Annotated in this window: 19 protein-coding genes; all 19 read right to left on the bottom strand. The window is 46.8% G+C overall.

All coding sequences use genetic code 11. The annotated features are described in order from the left end of the window. A partial coding sequence (locus tag A3EU_RS0104765) for a COG3415 family protein (RefSeq protein WP_156825652.1) occupies nt 1–248 on the bottom strand: 248 nt, incomplete at its 3' end. A gap of 16 nt (nt 249–264) precedes the next feature. After that, nucleotides 265–1425, bottom strand: a complete 1161-nt coding sequence (locus A3EU_RS0104760; RefSeq protein ID WP_020534985.1) for a pentapeptide repeat-containing protein — start codon at nt 1423–1425, stop codon at nt 265–267. A gap of 239 nt (nt 1426–1664) precedes the next feature. Beyond that, nucleotides 1665–1856, bottom strand: a complete 192-nt coding sequence (locus A3EU_RS0104755) for a hypothetical protein (RefSeq protein WP_020534984.1) — start codon at nt 1854–1856, stop codon at nt 1665–1667. A gap of 381 nt (nt 1857–2237) precedes the next feature. Next, entirely contained in the window at nt 2238–4517 is a 2280-nt protein-coding gene (locus tag A3EU_RS34510) for a pectinesterase family protein (protein ID WP_020534983.1), read from the bottom strand. A gap of 20 nt (nt 4518–4537) precedes the next feature. Then, nucleotides 4538–5935 carry a Gfo/Idh/MocA family oxidoreductase gene (locus A3EU_RS0104745; protein ID WP_020534982.1) on the bottom strand — a complete coding sequence of 466 codons (1398 nt, stop codon included), beginning with the start codon at nt 5933–5935 and terminating at the stop codon, nt 4538–4540. 61 nt (nt 5936–5996) lie between these two features. Continuing rightward, complete coding sequence (locus A3EU_RS0104740; RefSeq protein WP_020534981.1) at nt 5997–6962, bottom strand: alpha/beta hydrolase; 966 nt, start codon at nt 6960–6962, stop codon at nt 5997–5999. Continuing rightward, nucleotides 6959–7858: an alpha/beta hydrolase gene (locus A3EU_RS0104735; protein ID WP_020534980.1), complete on the bottom strand. Its 900-nt coding sequence runs from the start codon at nt 7856–7858 to the stop codon at nt 6959–6961. The genes A3EU_RS0104740 and A3EU_RS0104735 overlap by 4 nt, the downstream gene beginning before the upstream one ends. Further along, nucleotides 7855–9309, bottom strand: a complete 1455-nt coding sequence (locus tag A3EU_RS0104730; RefSeq protein ID WP_020534979.1) for a tagaturonate reductase — start codon at nt 9307–9309, stop codon at nt 7855–7857. Before A3EU_RS0104730 ends, A3EU_RS0104735 begins: the two co-directional genes overlap by 4 nt. Before the next feature lie 15 nt (nt 9310–9324). Beyond that, entirely contained in the window at nt 9325–10977 is a 1653-nt protein-coding gene (locus A3EU_RS0104725) for a UxaA family hydrolase (protein WP_020534978.1), read from the bottom strand. Between the two features lie 215 nt (nt 10978–11192). Beyond that, nucleotides 11193–12479 (bottom strand): TRAP transporter large permease, encoded by a 1287-nt coding sequence (locus tag A3EU_RS0104720; protein WP_020534977.1) that lies wholly within the window; start codon nt 12477–12479, stop codon nt 11193–11195. Between the two features lie 22 nt (nt 12480–12501). Further along, nucleotides 12502–12954: a TRAP transporter small permease gene (locus tag A3EU_RS0104715; protein WP_020534976.1), complete on the bottom strand. Its 453-nt coding sequence runs from the start codon at nt 12952–12954 to the stop codon at nt 12502–12504. Nucleotides 12955–12971: 17 nt separating this feature from the next. Beyond that, nucleotides 12972–13943: a TRAP transporter substrate-binding protein gene (locus tag A3EU_RS0104710; protein ID WP_020534975.1), complete on the bottom strand. Its 972-nt coding sequence runs from the start codon at nt 13941–13943 to the stop codon at nt 12972–12974. A 21-nt stretch (nt 13944–13964) separates the two neighbouring features. Further along, complete coding sequence (locus tag A3EU_RS0104705) at nt 13965–14633, bottom strand: bifunctional 4-hydroxy-2-oxoglutarate aldolase/2-dehydro-3-deoxy-phosphogluconate aldolase (RefSeq protein ID WP_026211224.1); 669 nt, start codon at nt 14631–14633, stop codon at nt 13965–13967. Between the two features lie 188 nt (nt 14634–14821). Further along, nucleotides 14822–15859: a sugar kinase gene (locus tag A3EU_RS0104700; RefSeq protein ID WP_020534973.1), complete on the bottom strand. Its 1038-nt coding sequence runs from the start codon at nt 15857–15859 to the stop codon at nt 14822–14824. Nucleotides 15860–15888: 29 nt separating this feature from the next. Beyond that, entirely contained in the window at nt 15889–17307 is a 1419-nt protein-coding gene (gene uxaC, locus A3EU_RS0104695; protein ID WP_020534972.1) for a glucuronate isomerase, read from the bottom strand. 110 nt (nt 17308–17417) lie between these two features. Further along, the gene (locus A3EU_RS0104690) at nt 17418–18176 is read right to left on the bottom strand and encodes a rhamnogalacturonan acetylesterase (RefSeq protein WP_020534971.1); all 759 of its coding nucleotides are present in this window, start codon (nt 18174–18176) and stop codon (nt 17418–17420) included. Between the two features lie 145 nt (nt 18177–18321). Beyond that, nucleotides 18322–23154, bottom strand: coding sequence for a pectinesterase family protein (locus A3EU_RS0104685; protein WP_020534970.1), 4833 nt, complete (start codon nt 23152–23154; stop codon nt 18322–18324). Between the two features lie 72 nt (nt 23155–23226). Continuing rightward, nucleotides 23227–24759, bottom strand: coding sequence for a pectate lyase family protein (locus A3EU_RS0104680; protein ID WP_020534969.1), 1533 nt, complete (start codon nt 24757–24759; stop codon nt 23227–23229). Nucleotides 24760–24795: 36 nt separating this feature from the next. After that, nucleotides 24796–26214, bottom strand: coding sequence for a glycoside hydrolase family 28 protein (locus A3EU_RS0104675; RefSeq protein WP_020534968.1), 1419 nt, complete (start codon nt 26212–26214; stop codon nt 24796–24798). Nucleotides 26215–26237 lie beyond the last annotated feature (23 nt).

Below are 26237 nucleotides of genomic sequence, written 5' to 3'. Positions count from 1 at the left end.
AGTTTTCCTGAGTAGGGCATGAAGCCATCCAATAGGTAAGCCGTAAAACCTTTTTCATAAAAGGCTTTCGCGTAACGCCTGATGGTATTATCATCTAACCCCAGTGCAGCCTCAATGACCTTAATCTTATGTCCCTGATGCAACATAATCAAGACCGTAACCTTACGGAATTGGCGAGGTGGCAAATTCGGATGCTTCTGAATTTGTCGTAATTGATCGTACTCGGATTGACTTAGCTTGATTTTCACGCCAAAAAATACGAATTTATCCCAAAACACTTAGTGACGGGTATAACAAACCATATTGGATATCTTCTATTCTAAATGATTCATCAAAGTTTCCTATGGCAGATCGAAAGTCCGTGAACCTTAAAAAACATTTTTCAAATGATACATTTTCTAATGTTGCGTTTTCAAATACGGCAAGAGGTGAGTATTCATAACCGGAAATAATAGAAAGTATACTAATGAATTCATCTGGCCGCATATCCCTAATTGAGAGTCCAAAAGCACAATTCTCAAACTTTACATCAGATAGACGACAATCATAAAACTGAGTTGCCAAAAGACTTCCACTTCGGAATTGAACATCACTGAACGCTGAATTACTGATTACAGAATCATCAAAATTAGGCTTTGATAAATCAAAATGTCTAATTACTAGGTTTTGTAATTTCACACCCCTAAACTGGAGGTTGTCTGCACTTAAAGTTTCGTACCGATCATAAAGTCTATTACGACGCTGAAGGTCAACAATTTTGTAAAATGCACTTTGCTTTACTCTTATCGCAATGTTAGGATCATTCAGATCATCCAAATAATTATTGTATAAAGTAGAAAAATGCTCTTGACGTGCAAACGAATTTTGCTGCTCTATACTGGATGTCTGTTTATCAATGAGGTTGTTTTGACTGGTAAAAAGCTCAGTCTGACTTTTCAAATAATCTGTTTGCTCTAATAGAAGTCTATTTTGATTCAAGAAAAGTTTATTTTGATCTTCAAATTTATCATTCTGCTTGGCTAGTAAATCATTTTGCTTTATAAGCACATGAGTACCAATCAATCCACCGAATACTACAATCAAAATACCAATTATGCGTAAACTAGAAAGGACGATTCTATAATTTAATATCTTCGTAAAAACCAACCTAAAACGTTTACGCTCAGACTCTGACAAACCAGGCAACAGTCTTACCAGACTGTAATTGTATACATTATTTAATAAGCCTTTTTCAGATTCACTATTGTATAACTTTGTTTTCCCAATAATTAGAATTACACCTATAATCATTAACAAAAACAGGGTTGCTACTACCCCACTTATAAAACTTATAGTAAACTCTATACCTGTACTCATAAAATAGAATCCAAGGTATCCTATTATACATCCTACAATCAACATTATTAATCCCGTAAAAAATCTCATAATTGTAATAAAATTAACGAATTAGCTTAATTGCAGGGAACCCAAAGGCCTGTCTACACCCACTCCCCACACCAAACTCCTCAGCTGACCATCTCGCGCAGACAGGTCCGTTGAACCTGCCTTAAGACGATTACCACCCCTGATCGAGGTTTTCGATAGAGGATATAGAGGAAAAGCGCATTTTGTCCGTTTTACTAGTCGACTAATTTAGGCTTTTTTCGGTATTCCCGCACCGCTTTTTATGGCTCCGTTGGCTCCTTTCCTCGCAGGTCATCGCTGGCGGGCCATTTTTGCTCACGCTCAGGCATAACTTCCCAAAGCCGAATACTACACACTTCACTTAGCTCCAACTCCCCAAAATCCGGTTCCACAGGCATGGGATGTGGGGGGTGGAGAGCGGCTTCCCAACCAGATGGAGGCGTAGTTTCCATCAGGCAAGGATTATACGTTCGGGCTGAAGCCTTACGGTTGGGACACATCTCCAAAAAAATAGAGGAATTGACCAAAAAGAAACACCTCAGAGAGGTGAAATATTGGTAGAATCAGGATAAGTAAGTGATGAAACGACCTCGGATGAGGTCGCACAATAGGAAGTATCGCCCCTCATTTTGATTCTTCCTGCCCCGTCAGCCAAGGTGGGTTGATATTCGACCTCATCCGAGGTCGCTTTCACTCCAATAAACATGGTTCTACCAATTTACGACCTCTCCGAGGTCAAAATCAGCCACAAAGATGTGTCCCAACTGTAGGACTGCGCTGAAGGTATGGCGATGCCAAAGCCCAAGCTACGTCAGATACCTAAAGTCCCCCCTTTACTCCTCCTCTAACGGCTCCCAACCACGCAGCAGCAAAGACAATGATTGGTACTGCGCGGCTTCCTCAGCGGTGAGCAGGTGTGACCAACTCACGCGTTGATCAATAGCCGCACCAACACCCGTATTTTGGTATTCGGCGTAGTAAGCGGTTTTCTCATTCTCGGGGTTGCGCCAATTGTCCCAACCTTCTTGGCGGATAATATCGGAGAGTTCGCAGGCGTAGAAGACCACTTTTGCGTAAGGTCGCCACGGGCGGCCCAGGTAGACGGAACCTGGTTTTACCTCCCCAAAAATCTTGCAATTTCGGAAGACATAGCCCGTCTCCGTCTCCTCCTTGGTAGAGGCTGCCGTGATGTAGCCGGGGCTTTTGCATTTGATCTCGCAATTATCAAAAACGGCGGTTGAGGAGCCAAAGATAAAATCCACCGTACCTTCGATGTAGCAGTTCTTGTAGTACTGCCGACTATTGATGCCGTGGGTATAGAGGGTGTCCTGAAAGCCAAGAAAGCGGCAATTCTCAAACTGCACTTTGTCACCATCCACACGCACGGCCACGGCCTGACCAACTGGGCCAGCGGCGTTTTCAAAGGTGATATTTTTAGCAAAAAAGCCATCTCCATTCAAAAAGAAGGAGGCAGAGCCTGAGGTGCCGATCTCTTCTCCAAAGCGATTTTTCCGGCTGGCGTAATCGTCAAAGGTGAGGATCGTTTGTTCTACACTTTCGCCAATCAAAGAAACATTGACCGTGGTGGTGGGTAGCACCAACTTTTCTTTATAGACACCATTCTTGATGAATATCCGGGTACGGTTGTGCCGCAAGGAGGGCACAGCGTCAATCGCTTCCTGGACGGTTGTGAAATCACCACTGCCGTCGGCAGCTACCACAAAGTCATAATCAGCGTATTGATCGGTATTTGCGGGAAGCGCTGTAGATGCTGAGGTGATGCTGTTCAAATATTTTTCCAACATGGTGTACCCATCCTGGCCTACCTTGTTTCCATCCGCTGCGTTGTCTGGGTCAAGGCCATTTTGCTTTTCCCATTCATCGGGCATCCCGTCTTGGTCGGTATCCACAGGGGCAGGTGTTGAATTTAAGATGGGCCAACTGCCTACTTCTTCCTGGCTTTTGATGATACTGCCCGTGCGATTCCTCACACCGTCCACGATGCGCAAATCAACCGAGTCTCTTTTTGGCAAACTAGCTCCACCCGAAGCCAGTACGCGCTGGTAGGCCGTGGGAGCATCTTCTTTATTGATAGGCCCGGCTTCAAATGCAGTGGCTTGCTTATAGGCACTTACTTCTTCTTCCGTCCAGGTTTTCCTGAACTTTACTACCTCCCAAGGGTTATCGGGAAGTTGATGGTCGTAATAATTCCCCGCGAAGTAGGCACGATTATAGGGAGACTTTGTTGAATAGGCGATCCCATTGGCCTGAGAATTTGCTCCAGGAATCAGGTAATTGCCTACATAGTTCAGTCGCGTAACACTGATGGTATCATTGTTATAGCCCGCGTGCCCACCACCCCAGTTGTAGATCACATTGTTTCTAAAATCCAACAGTAAGCCTTCTGGATCTTCGTAATACGGATTGGTATCATAATTTCCGGGGCGAGGATTGCGGCCTTGATTATGGGCATAAAGGTTGTGCAAATAGCTGTACTGAGCACCTCCCGTTCCACGAATTAAAGAACCATAGCCATGATTATCCGGGTTCAGGCCTTCGGTAATGAAGCACCACTGCACCGTCACGTTCGTCAAGGTCGGAAACCTGGTGGAAGAGGATAAACTTTCATCCAGGCTCCAACTGGTAGAGCAATGATCAATGATAATGTCTTTTCCTTCCGAAATATCGATGGCATCTTTCCCTTGCATACTGCCGATCCCCTGCATTCCATCCCCGAGGCGAACACGGAGATAGCGAATGATAATGTCGTGGCTTCTGATTTTTACTGTTTCGCCTTTCAGGCAAATACCGTCTCCTGGTGCCGTCTGCCCGGCAATCGTTAGGTAAGGATTTTCAATATTGAGTCTTTCCTTGAGCTCAATCGTTCCCGATACGCCAAACACAACGGTACGCGGGCCCTCTTGCTCTACCGCCCACCGCAAGCTCCCTGGGCCATCGTCGTTCAGGTTGGTGACGTAAATGACCTGCCCGCCTCTTCCTCCTTTGGCGTAAGCGCCAAATCCCTCGGCACTGGGGAAGGCCAATTGCTGGCTCCAGGAATTAAGGAATATCGAAACAACGATTAGTAAGGTTAAAAGAATACGCTTGTCCATGGTTTTGGAAATTGTCTTGGTTAAATACGTTTCGCCCGAGGCTGTAAATCCGTAAGCTCTGCTATTCGGACGGGTTCATTGGCTTCGATGCTCTTGCGGGCAGCAATACCTATCAAGACGGACATCGCGCCATCGCGGATACCAGCAGCATGCTTGAAGGGATCAGGATTATCCGGATTTCTAAATATTTTATCATGTAGACGAACATCTCCACCACCGTGACCGCTGCGCTCAGAGCCTACTTGGACGACCTCGTGCGCATTCCAATTCTTGTGGACTATCATTGGTTTATAATCCAGTTCACTTCCAGATTGGTCCATTTCCAGGGCGTGAAGTTCCGCTTGAGACAGGTTGTTGTCATCATTGTACGGAATATCATGCCACGCTTCAATGCGCCCCTCAGTACCGTTGAAGGCAATTCGCCAGCCTTCAAAGGGGGAATACGTCGTGAGGGAATAGTTGACCACTACCTCATTCGCATACTTGATCTGCGCCGACATTTTATCATAAATATTGACTTCAGGGCGGAACAGGCAGTTATCGCGGATGTAACCATCATGGTGCTCATGCTTGACGTAGAGGTTCATCATGCGTTCACTCTTGGTGATATCCCAATGGAATTTACAGTCGTTTTTATGCTCGCAGGTACGGCAATTTTCTCCGCGAAAAGGGCCGTTGCTTCCGTAGTGCTCCAATGCGCCATAGGCAAACACCTCTGCCGGATCGGAATCCAGCCACCAGTTGAGCAGGTCAAAATGATGGGTAGCCTTGTGTACCCAAAGCGTACCGCCAGACTGCCGTAGCCCGTGCCAACGCCGGAAGTAAGACGCTCCGTGATGCGTATTCAAATACCAGTTAAAATCAACCGATGTGACCTTCCCAATCGTATTATTCGCTAAAAGCTCTTTGATTTTGGTCATGTAAGGACTCCAACGATAATTGAAGCCAACAATCAGTTTTTTGCTCGATTTACGCTCCGCATCCAGGATCGCCTGACATTTGACTTCATCGGTCGTAAGGGGTTTTTCCGTAAGGACATCACAACCCATTTCCAATCCCTGGATGATAAACTCGTGATGGGTAGAATCCTTTGTGGTTACAATAATCAAGTCGGGCTTAGTAGTTTCCACCATAGTGGGGAAGTCCAGAAAAGTGGGGCAGTCTACGCCCATGTATTCCAATGCGTATTCCAAGCGACCAGCGTTGTGGTCACACAAACCTACAAAAGTCAACAAGTCCGAGTAGTTCTCGACCAAGCGTTTTCCCCAGAAGCTGGTTCCGCGTACCCCTGTGCCGACGAGGCAAACCTTGAGTTTACTGCTCCCTCCAAAGTTAAAAGCAGAACCGGGCAACAGTGTCCCAGCTGCGAGCATACTAATGGACGTTAGAAATTCACGACGTTTGAGATCATTTTTCATAATAAACATGGTTAGGCGACAGTAGATCAATTACGGTCGCTAGGTGAACAAAGGCAGCAATCTATTCAAACACCTTTCGCAAAAAGCCTACTGAATAGGACAAGGTGGGTTTAAACCAGGGTTTAAACAACCAAAACCCATGCGGTGAACCAGCAAAAGTGTGGGCTTCGTAGTAGGTACCATTTTCTTGAAGAAGCGCGCGTAAATCCTCACGCCCAGCGTGAAATCGCGGATAAGAACTATTGACAAATAGAAAAGGGGGCAGATTTTTATCGGCATAAGTCAGAGGAGAAGCTGCTTCCCAACGGGGGTAATTCTCCGTATAGTCGCCTAGCCAAGCATTGGCTGAACGGCCCGTCCATTCAGGTTCTGCTTCTGGGTGGACAAAAGAAACAATACCATCGATATTAAGGACTGCTTGAACGGCAGCGGAATAATCAGTATACGCTTCGTGAACATCATAAAGTGGCAACCCGTTGGTGGCCCCAAGTAGCGAGGCTAAATGCGCACCCGCCGAACAGCCATAAGCGGCTATCTTTTCGGTATCAATCCCGTAATTTCCAGCTTCCGCTCGCATCCATCGCACGGCAGTTTTCAAGTCTTGAACGGCTGCTGGATAGGGCGCTTCGCCGCCAAGGCGGTATTCTGCTACTACAGCTACGTAACCTTTTTTGGCCAGCTGCTGGGCCATCGGCCTCATGTTTTCCTTCGAACCGGCCATCCATCCCCCACCGTGAATCATAAGTACGGCGGGGCGTTTTTTCTTTCCTTGCCGTTTGGGATGATAAACATCCACGTGGAGCTGGCGGTCATTTTCTAACTGAAGGTAAACAACGTTTTCATGGCCCGTTACCGAACGAGGCAACTTAGGCCAAACGGCTTCAATATCCGGGTATTTCCGGCTGGCTTTTTCGTAAGCAGACTGGATGGTATAGGTCGTATCCCGAGGGTAATAATTGCTCTGAGCCTGACTGCTCAAAGCCAATAAAAGGAGCCCCAATATCCAGCTATGCTTTACGTTTTTCATAGGGTACTCAGCCAATTTTTCAAACGTTCCATCCAATCGTCGGGAGTCGTTGTGTTGTACATACCGAATCCGTGTCCGCCGCGTGGATACAAGTGCATTTCTACGGGTATATTGTGCGCTATGCAAGCCTGATAATACGCCAGACTATTGCCTACGGGCACCGCCTTATCATCTGCTGCGTGCACCAAAAAGGCTAGTGGAGTATCCGTGCCTACTTGCGTTTCGTTAGACCAGTGCAGGATTTCCGCAGCGGTGGGGTTGGTTCCCAATAAGTGTTCTCGTGAACCGCGATGCGTGAGTTCATCGCTAAAGCTGATCACCGGGTAGATGAGTATGGCAAAATCAGGTCGCAAAGACGTAGTGTCCGTGTTATTGGCATCCGCTGGTTTCTGAAAATGGGTAGCTGCCGAAGCGGCCAAATGCCCACCTGCGGAAAAGCCCATAATTCCGATTTTCGTGGGGTCTAGCTGATACATTTCGGCGTTCCTCCGTGCGTAGCGGATCGCTTGCTGCGCATCCTGCAACGGTGCCAGCGATTTGTCGACATTGGTCAAATCCTGAGGGATTCGGTATTTTAGTACGAAAGAAGTGATGCTGTCTTCCAACAGTGATTGAGCGACCAGAATCCCTTCTTTATCAAAAGCCGTTTTAACGTAACCGCCGCCAGGGCAAATGACCACCGCCTTGCCATTTGGATGGGGCGGTGTGAAGACTGTAAGCGTTGGTACAGCTGTATCAAGATAGGCTCGGCCTCCTGTTTCGCGTTGTACTACCTGTTCGGGATCTGGCACCGGGCGAGCATTCGGGATGGGCCCAGGGTAAAGCGGTATCTCTTTCTGAGCTTGCAAGCTCAAAAGTGTTAGGATCAGAAGACTTAACAAGGTTGTTTTTTTCATGTGATGGCCCGTTTTACAATATTTGTAATTCCTCCTTCTTGATCCATCTGCAAGAGGTAGTCTGTCAGCATTTTTTGCAGGCCATGAACAGTCGACAAGTCTTCGCTCCAAGCCTCTTTCCACTGTAAGACTTTCTGTACCAATACAGCTATTGCGGCTTCACTTCCGTCACATTGCTCCCAAGCGGCGGCCAAGAAGCTTGTAGCCCAAGGTTCGTCTTTCAACGGAATTGTTTTTCCGTCAAAAGAACCTTTATAAAAACGAATCAAAGCTGCCAGAGAAAGGACAATCCCCTCAGGCAATGCTCCTTTTCGCTTGGAGTATTCCAGCAACGAAGGCAACAAGCGAGTCTTAAATTTGGACACACTGTTGAGTGCAATACTGATCAACTGGTGATGAATAAAAGGATTCTTGAAACGGTCGAGTACATCCTTGGCAAACTTCTTCAATTCCTCTTCCTTCATGTCCAAGGTGGGCATGATTTCCTCAAAAATGACCTTTTGTACAAAAGCGCCCATTATCGGATGCTCTACAGTTTCGCGAACAGTAGTTATGCCATACAAATAACCAACGGGCACCATAGCAGTATGCGCACCATTGAGGATACGAACTTTACTGGTACGATAGGGCGTCAGGTCGTCGGTATAAATGATATTCAGACCGATTTTATCAAGCGGCCATTCTTCACGGACAGCCATCGGCGCTTCAATGCCCCAGAAATGGTAAGGTTCTCCCTGGGTGATCATTTCGTCCTCAAAACCTGCTTGCGCTAAAGCTGCTGTCATTTCTTCTTTGCCAACGCCTGGGACAATGCGGTCAACCAGGGTATTGCAAAAAGTATTGGCTTCATTTAGCCAAGTGGTAAACCCTGCATCCAAGCTCCATGCATCGACGTATTGTAGGATAGCCTTTTTTAATTCCTCTCCGTTGTCTACCAACAATTCGGTAGGGATAAGCACGCAACCCATCGCCGGATCACCCGCAAAATGCTCATAGCGATGGTACAACCACCGGGTGAGCTTGGCAGGGAACTCAGCAGGAGGCGCATCGCTAAATTGATCCTCTGCTGAAAAGCGAATTCCCGTTTCGGTCGTATTAGAAAGAATAAACCGCAGGTTACTGTTTTCAGCACTACTGATGAATCCTTGCCAATTGTGGTAGGGGTGAATAATTTCTCCCACACATTTGACCAAATGCTTTTCATCCATCAGTTCGCCATCGCGGATGCCTTTGGTCAGTACGTGGTACAAACCGTCTTGTTCGCGCCAGGCCTGGTAGTCGCCCNGTTTGGTAGGCTTTACCACCAGAATCCCCATGGGGTCAGCTGATTTTTGGTTGTAAACATCAACGATCCAATCGGCGAAGCCACGCAGGAAATTCCCGCCTCCGAATTGGAGAATGCGGGCTGGGGGGGCAGCATCTATCTTAGCATTATTACGATTCAGTTTCATCATTTTTATCTATCATTACAAGGAAACGCCACGTTTCCAGGGAATAAAATCATCTTGTCCTAGCCGTTCAGCCTTCGTCAACACTTCTCCGCTGGCGACTTTGATCAATAGTTCCAACAGCTCTTCTCCTTTACTTTCAATGGTATCTTCGCCGGAGATAACAGTGCCAGCATTGATGTCAATCAAATCGGCCATTCGATTAGCCAGCGCTGTATTACTCGACATTTTCACCGTTGGGGCAATAGGATTGCCGGTGGGCGTTCCCAAGCCAGTGGTAAATACAATAAGGTTAGCACCAGAACCAGCCAAGCCCGTTGTGCTTTCTACATCATTTCCCGGTGTACACAGGAGGTACAAACCAGGATCACTGATTTGCTCGGTATAATCCAAAACACCGACTACAGGGGAAGTGCCGCCTTTTTTTGCGGCACCGGCAGATTTCATTGCGTCGGTGATAAGCCCGTCCTTGATGTTTCCGGGGGAAGGGTTCATGTCAAAACCAGAGCCCACTTCCTCGGCTCTTTGGGCGTAAGTAGCCATGATATGGGCAAACTTCTCGGCACTTTCCGCCGTCAGGCAGCGGTTGATCATTTCTTGCTCTACGCCGTTCAGTTCAGGGAATTCCGAAAGGATGGTTTTGGCCTTGAGGGCCACCAACAAATCGGAAGTATACCCCAGCGCAGGATTGGCAGAGATGCCGGAAAAACCATCAGACCCACCACATTCCAAGCCAAGGGAGAGGTGGTGTAAACCTGCTGGCTGACGGGTTATTTTATTTGCCTCCATAAGGCCAGCAAATGTCTTTTTAACGGCCTGCGCAATGAAATCTCGCTCCGACTTACTTGCCTGTTGTTCCAGTAGAAAAAGTGGTTTATCAAAAGTAGGCTTGATCTCGGCAATCGCTGATTCCAGTAAGCCTATCTGTGCATTTTGGCAACCCAAGCTCAGTACCGTAGCACCTGCTACATTGGGGTGCGTAATATAACCCGCCAACAAGCGACAAAGGGTTTCAGAATCTTGGCGAATACCACCACAGCCACCTTCGTGGGTCAAAAACTTAATACCATCCACGTTAGGAAAAAGTCGGTTTCGTTGAATGTCGCTCCCGGTTTTGATGACCTCCGTTGCGAGAATCGTATCGGCAGTTGCTCCGTTTTGGTATTGCTGGATGAGGCCCGCCATATCGACAGAAAAATCCCGATCAGTCGCGTAGCCCAAAGACTCAAGCATGGCTTCTCTGATCACTTTTATATTGCGGTTTTCGCAAAAAACCAGGGGAATCACCAGCCAATAGTTACGGGTTCCTACTGCACCATCGGCACGAAGGTATCCCTGAAAGGTTTGATCTTTAAATTTGCTAATATCGGGGGCATTCCAATCCGTCTGTCGCTTGCCTACTTCGTAAGCGTTGGAAGCATGGGCCAAATTAGTCGTCGTAATACGCGCACCCCGTGGGATAGGGAGCAAAGCTCTACCTACCGTAACTCCATACATCGTAATAATATCACCCTGTGCAAAATCACGTTCTGCAAATTTGTGCTTGGTAGGAATTGCTTCCGGTAATTGAAAATGATGATCCTGAAAGACCACCTCCTCCCCTACTGCAAAATCGCGTAACGCAACAATTACATTGTCGGAAGGATGAACTTTTAGTGCCGTATTTTTCATAAATTATTTTTCTATTCTTCTAAATTTCCCTAAAATCCCAGCAGTTCTCACTTTGACTTTTTTTGCCGTGGAGGTACGGAGACGCAGAGGTTTTATTGGATATCCCCTAATCCCGACTTATTGGTCGGAACCGTGTCTCCGTACCTCTGCCGCAAATTGTTCTGCAAAGTGCGAACCTAGAGGAACGTAGTAACGATCAACGAAGTTAATTGCTGCTAAAACCCAAACAAGCGCGGCAACCAAAGGCTAAGCTCTGGAATGTAGGTTACCAACATCAAGGAAATCAACATGGCAATAAACAAGGGCAACAAGGGTTTGATCACTTTCTGTATCGTTGTCCCAGCCACGCCTACACCGACGAAAAGCACCGACCCTACGGGTGGGGTACACAGACCAATACAAAGGTTCAATACCATTACGATACCAAAATGGGTAGGGTCCATGCCAAGGTTTGTTACTACAGGCAGGAAAATGGGCGTAAAAATCAGTACCGCCGGCGTCATGTCCATGAAAATCCCCACGAACAACAATAGCATGTTGATGATAAAGAGAATCACAAACTTGTTGTTACTAATAGAAAGCATGAACTCGGTAATATTCTGAGGAATATTTTCGTAGGCCATGATCCAGGACATACTCATCGAAGTACCAATAAGCAGTAAAACAATGGCCGTGGTGAGTACTGAGTTGAGGAAAATCTGAGGAAGGTTTTTAACCGTCACTTCCTTGTAGGCAAAACTGAGGATAAGACAATAAAGAACGGCCACTGCCGAAGCTTCTGTTGCCGTAAAGATGCCCACCACGATTCCTCCAATGACGACGACCAACAATAACAAGCTGGGGAAAGCATCTACAAATGTGCGAAACACTACAGAAAGCTTGGTCCGTTCCCCAGAGGGAAACTTGCGAAATTTGGACCAGATTGCGGCCGTAATCATTAACAGTAAGCCTGTTATAATCCCTGGCACATAACCCGCTAAAAACAAAGCGGCTATCGACACCCCACCACTAGCCAGAGAATAGACAATCAGGATATTACTGGGAGGGATCACCAACCCAGTGGTACTTGCGGTTACATTTACCGCTACCGAAAACTCCTTAGAGTAGCCTTCGGCTTCCATTTCTTTGCCCAACATACTTCCCAATGCTGATACAGCAGCTACTGCCGACCCCGCAATGGCACCAAACATCATAGCTGCTACGATGTTTACGTGCGCCAGGCCGCCGGGGAGTGAGCCTACCAAAGATTTTGCGAAAGCGACCAGCCTTCGGGCAATCCCCCCTCGGTTCATAATTTCCCCTGCGAGAACAAAAAACGGGATTGCTAAAAGTGAAAAACTATCTAGCCCTGTAGCCATCCGCTGTGCGACCGTCGTAAAGGCAGAGATGGTAGGGATACTGACCAACATGGTACAGATACTACTGATACCAATACTCCAGGCAATCGGAACGCCAATTGCGATGAGAATAATAAAGGATAGAACAAGAATTAGGACTTCCATGCTTCTGTGTGTTTTTTAGTTCCTAAGCGCTTTGTAAATCGCTTACTTTGAAATACATCACCAACAAACCACTCACCGGCAAAACGGCGTACACCAAAAACATAGGCACCCTTAGTGCAGCAGACAACTGCCCCAGTACCTGGGTAATGTACATCAAGCGGAAGCCCCCAATCACCAGCACGGCAAAGGCAAATACGGTGATCAGAAGATTAATAAAAACGAAGAGCCGGCGTTGGTTATCCGGATTCAACTTTGGGAAGAGCAAATCTATGGCCAAATGTTTATGTTGTCCGGAAGCGTAGGCTGCACCCAGCATACCAATCCAAATCAATAGAAAACGAGCCAGTTCTTCCGACCAATCGGCCTGGCTACCCATCGCATAGCGGGTAAATACCCCCCACAAAACGTCGAGGGTCATTAGGGCCATCAAAAAGACGAGGATGTACCCCAAATAGGTATTGATTATATTTCTCATGGTTAGGCTTGCTTCTTTTACTGTACGGCTTGAATTTCTTTAATCAGCTGGTATTTCTCCGGCTGATCTTTATAGGCATCAAACAAGGATTTTGTCATTTCAGAGAAGAGCGTTTTATCAGGCCTGATAACTTCAACCCCAGCGGCCGTTACTGCTTCCAGTGCTTCTCTTTCTGCTTCTTGCCATAGTTTACGTTGGTAGACCTTGGCTTCGTCGGCTGCTTCCTGGAGCCATTGCTGCTGCTGCTCGTCCAGGCTATTCCAGGCGACTGAACCGATCACCAGAATATCCGGCACGGCGGTATGTTCATTGAGGGTATAGTACTTACACACTTCGTAGTGGCGGGACGTGTAAAAACTGGGAGGGTTGTTTTCGGCACCATCCACTACGCCCTGTTGCAGGGCGGTATAGAGCTCTCCCCAGGAAATGGGTGTTGGTGCACCTCCCAACTCACGAATCAGGTTCATCGCTGTAACACTTTCCTGAACTCTGATCTTTTTGCTTTGCAAATCAGCAGGAGTACGAATAGGTTCTTTGCTGTAAAAAGACCGCTGCCCGGCATCGAAGTAAGTTAAACCACGCAACCAAAATTGCTCTCCCTGAATCAGTAATTTCCTACCCACTTCGCTATCCAGCACATGATAATTATGCTCGCGGCTGCGAAAGATATAAGGGAGGCTCAACACCTGGATATTGGGTGCAAAATTTTCCATTACCGCTGCCGAAACTTTGGTCATTCCCAAGCTACCGATCTGAAGTAACTCCAGGCACTGGCGCTCACTACCTAATTGGCCGCTAGGATAAATTTCCAGTTGAAAGGTGCCACCAGATTTCTCTGCCAGGCTTTCAGCCATAAACTCCATTGCGATGTGAACAGGGTGCTGTGTATCAAGGCCATGAGCCAACTTGAGCGTTTTGCTTTCGCTGAGTTCGGAACAAGCGGTCAAGGAAACCAACATTGCAAAAAAGAGTAACGATCTGTACTTCATAATACCAGGTTTTAACGACGTTTATTGCCGTAATTTCTTGATGAGTGCCAAGGTATCAGCTACTCGTTTTTCCAAGACCTCAAAAGTGCCGTCCTTGAGAATATCTGAGGAGATCATTTGCGACCCCATTCCCACACAGGTTACGCCTGCATTAAACCATCCCTTGAGGTTATCTTCCGTAGGAGAGACACCACCCGTAGGCATAACACTGGTCCACGGCTGAGGCCCTTTGATATTTTTGACAAATTCAGGACCGTAAGTGCCACCAGGGAAGAGCTTTACAATTTCACAGCCCAATTCCTCTGCACGACAAATTTCGGTCAGTGATCCACAGCCCGGAGACCATAGTACTTTGCGCCGGTTACAAGCAATAGCAATATCTTCGCGCAGTACCGGGGTTACTACAAAATTGGCCCCTAACTGTAGGTATAAACTAGTGGTGCCGGCATCTGTTACGGAGCCCACTCCCATGATCATCTCAGGAAGCGCTGCTTCACAATACTTGTTGAGTGCGGCAAAAGCTTCGTGCGCATAATCACCACGATTGGTAAACTCTAATAGCCGTGCACCTCCTGCATAACACGCCTTCAGTACCTTCTTACCAAGTTCAATATCCTGGTTATAAAACAAAGGCACCATGCCCTGCTCGGCCATTTTTTGTGCCACCTCTATTCTTGTAAATCTTGCCATTGCTGGTTTTTATTTTTTAAGAATTTTGATGCAATCGATTGATACTTCGATCCCAATCGATCGCAGTCCAAGTTCCATTTTCTACTCGGTAAAGCTTGGAGTACTTTTGGGGAAAAATGGGGGTGGTAATTTTCTATTACCAGTCCCCATCCACTCACTAATTACCAAAATGTATGAAAACTTTAATCTTATCGGGATACCCGGCCACTGGCATCGCCTCCCATGAGCGTTTCTACTTCTTTGATTGTCGCCAGGTTCGCATCCCCGTAGATAGTGTGCTTTAGGCAGGAAGCTGCCACCGCGAAGTTCAGCGCCCGCTGGTCATCGTCGGGGTAGGTCAGCAAGCCGTAGATCAAGCCGCCCATGAAGCTATCTCCTCCACCTACTCTATCCACAATATGAGTAATCTGGTAGGTGGGTGATTCAAAGAGGGTTTTGCCATCATAGAGCACCCCGGCCCAAGTATTGTGCGAAGCACTGATACTTCCCCGCAAGGTGGTAATCACCTTTTTAGCGCGGGGGAACATTTCCATTAGCTGCTTTAATACAGAAAGGTATGCTTTGGCATCTACGGAATCGCCCTGGGTTACATCTACGTGTTCAGGGTGGAGGCCAAAGTGCTTTTCGGCGTCCTCTTCGTTGCCGAGGATGATATCACAACCCTCCACGAGAGCTGGCATTACTTCGCCCGGCTTTTTGCCGTATTTCCAGAGGTTTTTGCGGTAATTAAGGTCGGTAGAAACGGTTACACCCATTTTATTAGCGGCCTGGATAGCCTCTAGGCAAGCGTCAGCCGCCCCTTGAGAAAGTGCAGGAGTAATGCCTGTCCAGTGGAACCAACCGGCATCTTTAAAGACTTCTTCCCAATCGATCATTCCTGCCTCGATGGTAGCCATGCCGCTGTGGGCACGGTCATACACCACCTTACTTCCTCGGCTCACTGCACCCATTTCCAGGAAATAAATCCCCAGACGCTCACCACCTTGAATCACATGACTGGTACCCACATTGCGCTTACGCATTTCCATGAGGGCACATTCACCAATTTCATTATCAGGTACGCGGGTAACAAACTCTGTAGGCAGGTTGTAGTTAGCCAAAGAAACAGCCACATTGCTTTCTCCACCACCATACACGACATCAAACTCACCGGCCTGACTGAAACGCTTGAATCCTGGAGGTGTAAGCCGCAGCATAATTTCACCGAAAGTAACTATCTTTTTCATCAATTTTTTGGATTGAATTTTTGTTGTTTTTAATAACCAAAGTAATTCTTGGCATTGCGGTAGCAGATATCCGATACAATTCCACCCAACCACTCGGTGTCATTGGGCAGTTCTCCGTTGTGTACATCACGACCGATGAGATTACAAAGCAAACGACGAAAGTACTCGTGCCGAGGGAAGGATAGAAAGCTTCTGCTATCCGTCAGCATCCCTATAAAGCAGCTCAACAAGCCCATATTCGACAAGGCATTAAGCTGTTTTTCCATCCCATCCTTTTGGTCTAAAAACCACCAAGCTGAGCCAAACTGCATCTTGCCTCGGATAGAACCATCATTGAAATTTCCAATCATGGTACTCATGACTTCATTGTCGCGAGGGTTAAGGTTATAAAGAATGGTCTTCGCTAATTTATCTTCCGTATCCAGACGATTCAGAAACTTAGCCAATGCACTGGCCTGCTCCCAATCACCAATACTATCAAAACCCGTATCAGGGCCTAGCTGGCGCAACATTCTGCTACTGTTATTGCGTAAAGCTCCCAAGTGGAATTGCTGTACCCAACCCAGCTCGGCATACAAGCAACCAAGGTGGTAAAGCGTAGCCGACATAAACTTGCGAGCCTCTTCGTCGGAAACACTTCCGCCATTTAGACGCTTGGTAAAGATGGTATTGACTTCACTTTCCGTAAAATCTTCCGCATAAATTTGCTCCAAACCATGGTCTGACAATCGGCAACCCTGCTCATGAAAAAACTGCATCCGGTCTTTCAGCGCCTGTAATAAATCTGTAAAGGATTTGATTTCCGCACCAGCAACACCACCTAGTTTTTCAATATAGGCAGGAAACTGTTCTTGCTGAATCAGGATAGCTTTGTCCGGGCGGAAGGCTGGCAACATTTTGATGTCCATTCCTTCTTTTCGTACCTGCTGGTGGTAGCGTAAATCATCCAGTGGATCATCCGTAGAGCAAACGACTTTCACGTTCATCTTGCGCAGTAGGTTGCGAGTGCTATACTCATCTGTTTGCAAAAGCCCGTTGCATTGCTCGTAAATACGCTGACTGCTCGCTGAATTGAGGAGTTCAGTGACGCCAAAATACCCTTTCAATTCAAGGTGCGTCCAGTGAAAGAGGGGGTTTCTGATCGTAAACGGTACCGTTTCAGCCCATTTCTGAAATTTCTCTTCATTAGTAGCATCACCAGTAATGAATTTTTCGGGTACGCCCATTGTGCGCATCGCCCGCCACTTGTAGTGGTCGCCTTTCAGCCAAACGTCAGTAAGGTTTGTGAATTTTTTATCGCCAGCAATCTCATCTGGTGGTAAATGATTGTGGTAATCGATAATCGGTTGCTTGGCCGCAAACTCGTGATAGAGGATTTCCGCAGTGGAATTTTCCAGCAAAAAATTATCGTCAAGAAAAGGCTTAATACCCTGGTCCGTAATTTGCATAGTTGTTGTTTACCATCAATAGTTGTCCACAATATTCTATTTTTCTCTGAAATTTCGGCATTCAATATCTACCATAATACTAGCTGTAATTCACTTTTTCTGAAAAAAAGCTATTTCAAATGAGGTTCCAGCGGCATTTTCATTGCTTTGATTGCCGAGACCACCAAACCTGCGTAAGCCGTTGCTCCTTTTAGGTTTAAGTGGGTGTCATCCTGTTTTCCTTCCGGGAATTTATCATACTCACCGGGGGCTACCCAGAGGTAAGTCCCCTTGGATTCATCCGGCCCTTGAGCGATAACATAGTCCTCGGTAAGCAACTGCATATCAATAAAAGGTACGCCCATTTCTTCTGCAACCGAGCGGGCTACAAACGGATAAGCACCGTGGGTATCTACAAGCGTACCTTGCTCATTGAATTTTCTGCGAACAATCGAAGATAAAATAACGGGATAGGCTCCTTTGGCCCTTGTTTCCGTTACATATTTTTGAAGATTCCTGCGGTATCCCGTCCAGGGGTTTGTATAACGGGACGAATCAGCAGTTTTCTGATCATTATGGCCAAATTGGATGAAAACGTAATCGCCGGATTGTAGCTTTTCCAATACTGCTTTCCAGCGTCCTTCGGTGATAAAACTTTTGCTACTCCGCCCATTGACGGCATGGTTTTCGATTTTCACCGATGGTTTGAAAAAAGCAGGCAACAACTGCCCCCAGCCTCTTTCTGGGTTCTCCTCTGGTGTACCGGGCTTATTGGCCATCGTAGAATCTCCTACCAGATAGATGGTAATTGAATCCTCCTGGGTATAAAAAGCGGTACTCATCAAAGCGCCTATTAGGGCGATGATCAGGATTAATTTATTGACTTTCATGGCGTCTTAATTTTACGGTTTCTTATTTCCTTAGGAACAGCACTAAAATACTTATGGAGAATCCCCCTTCCCAAAATAGGAAGAGGGATTCAAAATGGTTTATACGAGTGTTTTGTCAGCAACAAAACACCTTAAAAAGGGGGAATTAATGCGTAATTACCTTTACTGCTTTCTGCCCGTCAGGGGCATCAACTGCAACCACCCAAAAACCACCGGGCAAGGTAAAGCTTACGTCAGAAGCGGTTTCGAAAACCTTGTAAAGCACACCATTCAGGCCGTAGACCCGGATAAGCGTGCTGTCCGTTACTGCTGAAACATAAACGCGGTTGTCGTAAGCATGCACTTTCACTGCCGTAGTAGGCACCAGTGGGTTTACGCCAACCACATCTTCTTCAATAAGCATCGGTAATGGATCCCAACCGTCGTTACCTTTGGTAAAATTGAAGGTCGTAATATCCGTACCATCCAACAGCTGAGGCTGGGTCAACAGTGTTGACCAACTGGCTCTAAATGGGCTATTATCTGCTCCTGAGTTCTCGACAGTACCAATTTCGTACATACCTGCCGACTCTCCTCCAAGCGTATTCTGCCAGCCTAATGGAAAGATAAGGGACTGCCCTTCATAGCCAGGGTAATCAGAGGTTTCTATGATCGTATTGTAAAAAACAACTTCACTCGTTGTCGCTTGCCAAGGACGGCCAAAATAGCCCGGCTTAGAGCGTGTCATAGAAGCTGACTCTGTTCCAGGCAGGGCTGAATTGACGGTACATTCGTACATCAAATAACCCCGACCACTACCTTGCTGAGCAGCAGTAATGTATGCCTGATCACTACCCACATCGCTGGTATTCATCGTTAGTTCGGTCTTGTAGAATACGGCCGTCATACCACCAAAGAGGTAGTCTACGGCCCCCATCATTGAGCCTTTGTAAACGACAACACGTGAATTACTGCCTCCGAAGAAAGAGTCCTGACGGCCAACAACGCGGCATTTATTCAAGACCACCTTATCGGTATTATTGACCACAGCAATAGCTGCACCTCTTTCTACAAAGCTGCGGTCTTGTACATCGGTATTGCCGTAATCCGTAGGCCTTTCGCCGCGGCTGCCAGAAGTCCACATAACGACGATGTCCTGTGATTCCTTTTGGGAAATATACTGATTGAAAGAATTTTCAAAGATAATATGATCAGCGATGAAACCTTCCGCTCTCACCACCACTGTGGCATTCCAGTAAGAGCCATTGGTTGTGCCAGCACCGACATTCTCGTAAGAGAGATAGCCGTTCGCTTGGTTCACATTCAGCACATCAGCATTCCATTTTTGATCGTTGCCCATGCTGTAATAATCGTAACCATGACCGTAGTAGGCCGTTACTCTTACGGCACCTTCTGCTATATCCACGCCCTGGTTGAGTAGGTCAATATTGGGCAGTGCCGCAGCATTTTCCAGGGTGATGTTGGGCTCATCAATGACGAGCATTTCTTCATAATTACCTGGGTCTACCAAGATCGTTACGCGGTCTTCGTCATTGCGATCCATGCGGCGGATAGCGGCGAGCGCCTCATTGATAATTTGGTAATCCTTGTCCACACCAACCGTGATGACAGCGCTATAGGGCAAAGTCTGCTCTACTGAAATATTGGTAAAATAGGTCGTACCTGCACCACTTCCAACAGTAATGGTCACATAACCAGGTTCGACACCAGGGTAAACATAATCGGTTTGTTCAAAAATGCTGGTACTTTGGCTATTGGTTGTAATTGCAGCACCACCGTCCAACGTAAAATCTGCGGTATAGTAGTACTGAACAGTAACCGTTTCGCCCGGATTAGCAGGCACTTGAATGGTAGCACCAGGGTTGGCAGCAAGGTGCCCCTGGTTCGGTGAGTTGTAAACCGTACCCGTAAAGAGTAGCCCTTTGTAAGTAGGGTCTCCGTTGACAATCTCCCGGTCGTTAAACGGCCAGTTGGTTACGGGGCCAAAAGTGAGAACTTTGGTAACATCACTTTGATCCACCATCAAGTTCGAAGTTAAACCTAATTCCACAGGGTAAGCATCTACCCCTCCTGTCGTGATGGTGTAAGTTCCATCACGTAAGCTGATTCCACTAACTGAAGGGTAGTCATACACATATCCTTCCTCGTAAAGATTGCTGAAGCTAAGGCTCAAGTCAGCCAATTGCTCCGCCGTCAGGTTTTGGGCATCAATGGTCACATTATACACCGGTTTTGCGGCAAATTCCAGATCAGTATCGGTAACTGCTCCTTCAACAATTATCGTATCAACCATTAGTTCGTAATCGTTGACGCCTTCTGCTACAATCGTGTAGAGGATATTAGGCTCTAGTTCAACCGTATACGTGGCAGCACCAGCATCAATGACAGGTGCAGGAACAAAAATCGCACCGGCAGCAGGATCTGCTTCGTAACGCAAGTTAAGGTTAGCAATTTCTCCATTTAGCCCCATAATTGCACCAGAGACCGTATACAGTTCTACACCAACAATTGTGATATCGTGTACCGTCGTCGTCTCCGTCACTTCAAGGGAAGTGCCATTATCGATAATGTAGCCATTGGCCCCGGATAGACTCAACTCATAAGTATAAGTTGCTGGAAGCGTCATTTCGTAAGCGCCATCGGTAACGGAAGTTGTCCATACTTTTCCTGCTTCGTTGGTAAATACGATGGTATAATCATTAGGAATACCCGCAGCCTGGCTCACATCAACAGCTCCGGTGAATTCTACGTAAGTAGCATCTTTTCTGCTCACGCGGTAATAACTGGGTTTACCCTGGGTGTCGAAAATATGGTAAGCACCCGCTGCTTTGGCAACAAAATTCAACTCGGTCAGATCGCTCGGAATAGGCACAATATCAGTTTGCGCTTCCGGATCAGCAACGTATTCAAAATTGATCGTACCACCAGCATCGGTTTTCGCGATAATGGTAACTTCATCGTCTTCACTGAGGGTCAGGCTCAGGTAGCGCCCGGCATTACCACCAGAGTTTACGTATATCCGGCCTGTATAGCCATCAGCGTTACTGATATTTTCGTCGTAACGGGTAAGGTTGGTATTAACTGTTCGTAGACGATCATTTCCACCACCCAACCAGGATAATGCTCCTGCGCTGAAATTAGGCAGCGTATTGCCCGCACTCCCTACTATGATGGCAGGATCGTACCAATCATTGATCAGCGTTTCATCCAATTGATTGTTGTAAAGCATGGTATCGAGTTGCTCGGCACCAAAGTCCCAAATATCGGTCTTGCCGTTGGAGGTCACAACCTCAGCAGCGTTTTCAATATTAAGCCCATGAAGGTAAATTTCCGCTGTTGGAAAGCCCTCACTAAGCAATGTAGCTGTCACAACTCCGGCAGGGCCAGTATAGGCGTAACTTACGGGAAAACCGTCGTCACCACCAATGTTTTGGCCTGCAATAGCACCCAATACGCTACCTCCGGCATCCGTGATTTCGAGCTCAGCATCAACGGCAGAACCATAGGTATCTACAATGAACGTGATAATGGCATCTCCCGCCACGATCATGTCAAAACTATTGCCGGGAAAGAATACCCCACCGTGGCTGGAATCGTGGTAACCAAATTGTTGGGCCTCTTCGTCGGTATTACTATTAATGGTCAATAAACCATCATGTGAAATGTAGGTTTGATAACGAAGTGACTGATAGCCGACTTGAGGCAATTCTGAACCATCAGCAAAATTGTAGGTATAAGTTACACCTGGTTCCGCTACCGGGATGAGACTGCTATCACTTACTTTAATCAAGAACCCGACAGGGTCGGTATCTGTATCAGCAAAGGTTACCAAAAGAGAATCTCCCGTTGCGATTACGGTATCAATACTGGTGGAGAAAGTAGGTAGATAATAAGCGAGTTCCTCACCGCCCAGGTCAATAGAAATAGAAGCGTCCGTGGGTGTTGCACTGATGATTAGCCCCTCACTGACAGCAACGGTTGCATTGCTGGTTGCATCTTCGCCTGTTTGCAAATCGATGATAACATCATTCACTGTGATCGTACCTGACTTTTGTACAAAAGGAGTGAGTGTCACCTCAAAAGGCACCGGTACCATTTCAATATAAGGGACATAATTAGTACCCGTAAAATCCAAGGTCACCGTACCCGCTTCACCAACGTAAAGAAAGTCTACGGTAGAGCCATCATTACCAAAATTGCCCGCTGTTGCGGCAGCTTGACTCGTAATATCGAAATCTCCATTTGGACTGGAAACAGAGATCGTGCCGTTGGAATAAATACTACCACCAACGCGGATGGTGGTGTTGCCAGCTACTTGAAGTACAATTTGATTACCCTCCTTGAGGATGGAGCCATGCTGTGCACCATTGTACCCATAGGCATTGCTGGGGCCTACCAAAACATCGACCAGCCCAAGGTGGAGGTCCTCTGTTCCAGTAGTGGAGGTAGGAATAATACTGCCGTCTCGGAAATCGTAGTAGTAAATAATATTTTCTTCAGCTGTTGCGAATTCAATACCCAACTGTGCTGGAATTACTTCCAGTGTTGGTAAGTAAAGATCGTTGCCAGAACCCGCAGTCAGCAAGAAATTCAGGGCTGCGGCATCGCCAGCATATACAAAATCATAGATGTCACTCAAATCATTAGCAACCATGGTATTGTGGGTACCCAGATCGCCGCTTTCGGCAGCTGTTCCTACCATATTGAGGCCGGAATATTGCGATCCTAAAAAGCGGAGGGTGCTGCTGCCAGCTACACTGACACCAATCTCTCCGTCCACTTTCATATTCAAGCCATATTGCGTACCGTGGTGACTGTACACACCTGCTAGCGTAACTAGTCCATCTGGGCTTTCTGCCGCACCAATGATGGCTCCATCCCGAAAATCGTAAAGGGTAGCGTTTGTTATCTGGGCTTGCCCCAGGTGGCTAAAAAGCAGTAGCAAGCTACTGCATAAGAGTAATAGTTTCTGTTGCATAAAGGCATAGAAATTTAGGGCTTGGTTTGAGTGACTCAAAACAGGCAGTTAAGAAAAATGGAAAAGGAAATCTTACCTGTTTACATTCAATTTCTGGGTATAAGTAGCTGTTCCTGCCTGCATACTCACCAAGTAAGTACCAGCGGGCCATTGTTGGGTATCCAACAAGTATTGGGGTGAGCTTAGACGCAATTCGTTTTCAACAAGCATTAAGCGTCCAAGGCTGTCATAAACTTTAAGTGTAAAGGCTTGCTCTGGCAAAGCATCCCATTGTAAGGTGGTCTGATCCCGAGCGGGGTTCGGATAAATTCGCAAGGTTTGCCCCTCAATTCCCAAGTCATCTGCTGCGTTGACGGTTTCGTAATCAATAATGATCCGCCCTGTATCTACACCGCCTTGGGTGTCGACCAGTAAATAGAGGATAGTGTCTATTCCCGAAGCATTGGCCGGAGGGAAATAGTAGATATTGTTGAACCTGATCGTCGCTGATCCGGGAGGATCATTGGCTAATTGAGCGATACGCAGGTCACCATTGTCTTCGTCCAGGTCGTTGTCCGTAGCAGAAATGGTCAGCGCACCTGATAAGCCTCCGTAAAGAATAATGTCATCTACTGCTACCGGAGGTATATTGTTCTCAGGATTGAAAGGGCCAGCTTCGTTCATCACCAGTGCGGGCACATCCCAGGTGGGGGTAGGTTCGTAAGTATAAAAATCACCAGGAGTAAAGGCTTCTCCTTCAGCGATTTGATTGCCGGTACAATACTCATAAAGGTTATTGATAGCGACCAAATCAGCGTCCTCCAATCCCAGCCCCTGGTCTTCAATTTCGTGAGCATCTTTTGAGTTGCGGAAGTAAGTGCTTTCAACCACCACATCTGATTCGAAGCGAGCTGCCACACAATAGGAGTCAATCTCTTCGTAGTAATTATTAAAGATATGGACATCACCGAAACGCACTCGTGGGTTTCTCTGATTCAGGCCTTTGTCTACCGTTCCGTCATACCAGCAATGGTGGAAAGTCACCCGCAGGTGATCACGGCATTCAATATCATCATTGCTGCTACCGATCAGCGTCACTTTGTTGTGGTCGCTGAACTTGGTGTTAGAAATGGTGATGTAATCGGCGACTGAGCCATTGCCACTGCGTACATCCAACAGTCCATCAGCGCCAGCCCATAGCCAGCAGTGATCTACCCAAACATTGACGCCATAGATTGTCATACAATCGGTACTGTGCGTTGTGCCGCTCCAGTCACCATCGTAAAAATCGCCGATGGCAAGGTTTTGGATAATGACATTATCGCCTAGAATTTCCAGTCCTCCAAACCTGATCATGGCTTCAGGAGAGCTACCTAGCAGGGTCTTATTGTCGTATATTTTCACCCTTTCGTAAAGATTCAACTCGATGGTATCTACGATGATCAAAATCTTAGGGGTACTCCCCACGACATTGGCTAACAACTGGTCGCGGTTGGTAATCATTACCACTTCGCCCCCTTCACCGCCGGTAGTACCGCCGTTCAGGCTGGCCCAGCCGATGGGTGAAGTTTGTGCCGTAGCACAAATTCCAAACGCAAGTAAGACAGAAAACAATAATGTACGCATGATAACTAATTGAAAAAACGTTTTTTTAACAATAAACTACTTCACTAACTCGTCGTTGAGATAGAGGCTTTTCAAATCAAGGCCCTCGGCGAAGGTTATCTTGTTCCCCTCTTTTACCCCATTGAAACGGCAGTTAGTAACCTGGATATTCCGAACCGGATACTCCGCACTATATCCATCGATTAAAATGCCGTATTTACTTTTTTGGGAAGTAATATTCTCGAGATAAATGTTCTCTATCGTTGGGATATAGACCTGGTTGGTGTCCGAATAAATAGGGTATAACATATTGATACGCAGCACCGCTTCGCGTACCTCTCCTACCTTTATATTTCGAAAGAAAAGGTTTTCGATTTTCCCACCACGCACTTTATTGGTTTTCACTCGCAAGGCACGATCCAGGTTGGGGCTATCCATAATGCAGTTCTCTGCGTAGATGTTGCGGGCGCCACCGCTCACTTCACTGCCGATCACTACGCCACCATGACCGTCTTTCATTTGGCAATCCTGAATTACCACATTCTCGATGGGGCGGCCAACGCGGCGACCGTCTTGGTTTCTGCCAGACTTGAGGGCGATACAATCGTCGCCGGTATCGAAGTAGCAATTCTTGATAAGCACATTCTTGCAACTTTCCGGATCACAACCATCGCTGTTAGGGCCGTGGCTAATTACTCTTACGTTTTGGATGGTAACATTTTCGCACAAGACAGGGTGCATTACCCACATGGGAGAATTGAGGATGGTCACGCCATCGATCAACACGTTTTTACACTTATAAGGCTGCACAAAATTAGGCCGCAGGTAGCTTCCCTCCCCTAGTACGCGATCTTCTACAGGGACTTCGTCGGTATTCCAACCAAACAACTTGGGCCGACTATGGTCATCTGCCTGACTAGGCATACCTTCCTCCCAGCCAAAATCTTTACCATCGACCCAATTCCACCAGTTTTCATTGCTGGCTTGTCCGTCGAGGGTCCCCTTGCCGGTGATGGCAATATTTTCCTGTTCATAAGCATAAATCAGGGGAGAATAATTGTAACACTCTACCGCTTCCCAGCGCGTAAAAACAACAGGAAGGTAATCCTTGGCGTCGGTACTGAACAAGATGGTGGCACCTTCTGCAACATGAAGATTCACGTTGCTTTTCAAGTGAATAGGCCCCTTTACCAGGTAGGTTCCTGCGGGCACCAGTACTTTGCCGCCACCGGCCTCATTACAGGCCTTAATCGCAGCTTTGATAGCTGGCAGGCAATCGGTCTCGCCATCAGCAACAGCTCCGCTCTCCATAATGTTAAAGGTTTGATCCGGGAAAGTCGGTGCTTTAATATTTGCCAATATCTCATCAACGCCTGCCCAATGATCAACAGTATCCTCTTTGGGAACCTCTGACACTTCCGTTGGCTGACAGCCAAACAAGAGAAACAGTAGCAGACCTGGTAATATTTTAGACATGATCATCATTTTATGGTTGGTAT

Origin of the sequence: Lewinella cohaerens DSM 23179 (assembly GCF_000379805.1) — a bacterium.
In the GTDB taxonomy this organism is placed as follows: Bacteria; Bacteroidota; Bacteroidia; order Chitinophagales; family Saprospiraceae; genus Lewinella; species Lewinella cohaerens.
This window is presented reverse-complemented; position numbering and strand designations above follow the sequence as displayed.

Coding starts and splice junctions, on each gene's coding strand:
- A3EU_RS0104740 (WP_020534981.1), bottom strand. CDS start 6,962: ATGAAAAACGTAAAGCATAGCTGGATATTGGGGCTCCTTTTATTGGCT.
- A3EU_RS0104755 (WP_020534984.1), bottom strand. CDS start 1,856: ATGGAAACTACGCCTCCATCTGGTTGGGAAGCCGCTCTCCACCCCCCA.
- A3EU_RS0104760 (WP_020534985.1), bottom strand. CDS start 1,425: ATGAGATTTTTTACGGGATTAATAATGTTGATTGTAGGATGTATAATA.
- A3EU_RS0104690 (WP_020534971.1), bottom strand. CDS start 18,176: ATGAAAGTCAATAAATTAATCCTGATCATCGCCCTAATAGGCGCTTTG.
- A3EU_RS0104705 (WP_026211224.1), bottom strand. CDS start 14,633: ATGGCAAGATTTACAAGAATAGAGGTGGCACAAAAAATGGCCGAGCAG.
- A3EU_RS0104680 (WP_020534969.1), bottom strand. CDS start 24,759: ATGCGTACATTATTGTTTTCTGTCTTACTTGCGTTTGGAATTTGTGCT.
- A3EU_RS0104745 (WP_020534982.1), bottom strand. CDS start 5,935: ATGAAAAATGATCTCAAACGTCGTGAATTTCTAACGTCCATTAGTATG.
- A3EU_RS0104710 (WP_020534975.1), bottom strand. CDS start 13,943: ATGAAGTACAGATCGTTACTCTTTTTTGCAATGTTGGTTTCCTTGACC.
- A3EU_RS0104700 (WP_020534973.1), bottom strand. CDS start 15,859: ATGAAAAAGATAGTTACTTTCGGTGAAATTATGCTGCGGCTTACACCT.
- A3EU_RS0104725 (WP_020534978.1), bottom strand. CDS start 10,977: ATGAAAAATACGGCACTAAAAGTTCATCCTTCCGACAATGTAATTGTT.
- A3EU_RS0104735 (WP_020534980.1), bottom strand. CDS start 7,858: ATGAAAAAAACAACCTTGTTAAGTCTTCTGATCCTAACACTTTTGAGC.
- A3EU_RS34510 (WP_020534983.1), bottom strand. CDS start 4,517: ATGGACAAGCGTATTCTTTTAACCTTACTAATCGTTGTTTCGATATTC.
- A3EU_RS0104720 (WP_020534977.1), bottom strand. CDS start 12,479: ATGGAAGTCCTAATTCTTGTTCTATCCTTTATTATTCTCATCGCAATT.
- uxaC (WP_020534972.1), bottom strand. CDS start 17,307: ATGCAAATTACGGACCAGGGTATTAAGCCTTTTCTTGACGATAATTTT.
- A3EU_RS0104675 (WP_020534968.1), bottom strand. CDS start 26,214: ATGTCTAAAATATTACCAGGTCTGCTACTGTTTCTCTTGTTTGGCTGT.
- A3EU_RS0104685 (WP_020534970.1), bottom strand. CDS start 23,154: ATGCAACAGAAACTATTACTCTTATGCAGTAGCTTGCTACTGCTTTTT.
- A3EU_RS0104715 (WP_020534976.1), bottom strand. CDS start 12,954: ATGAGAAATATAATCAATACCTATTTGGGGTACATCCTCGTCTTTTTG.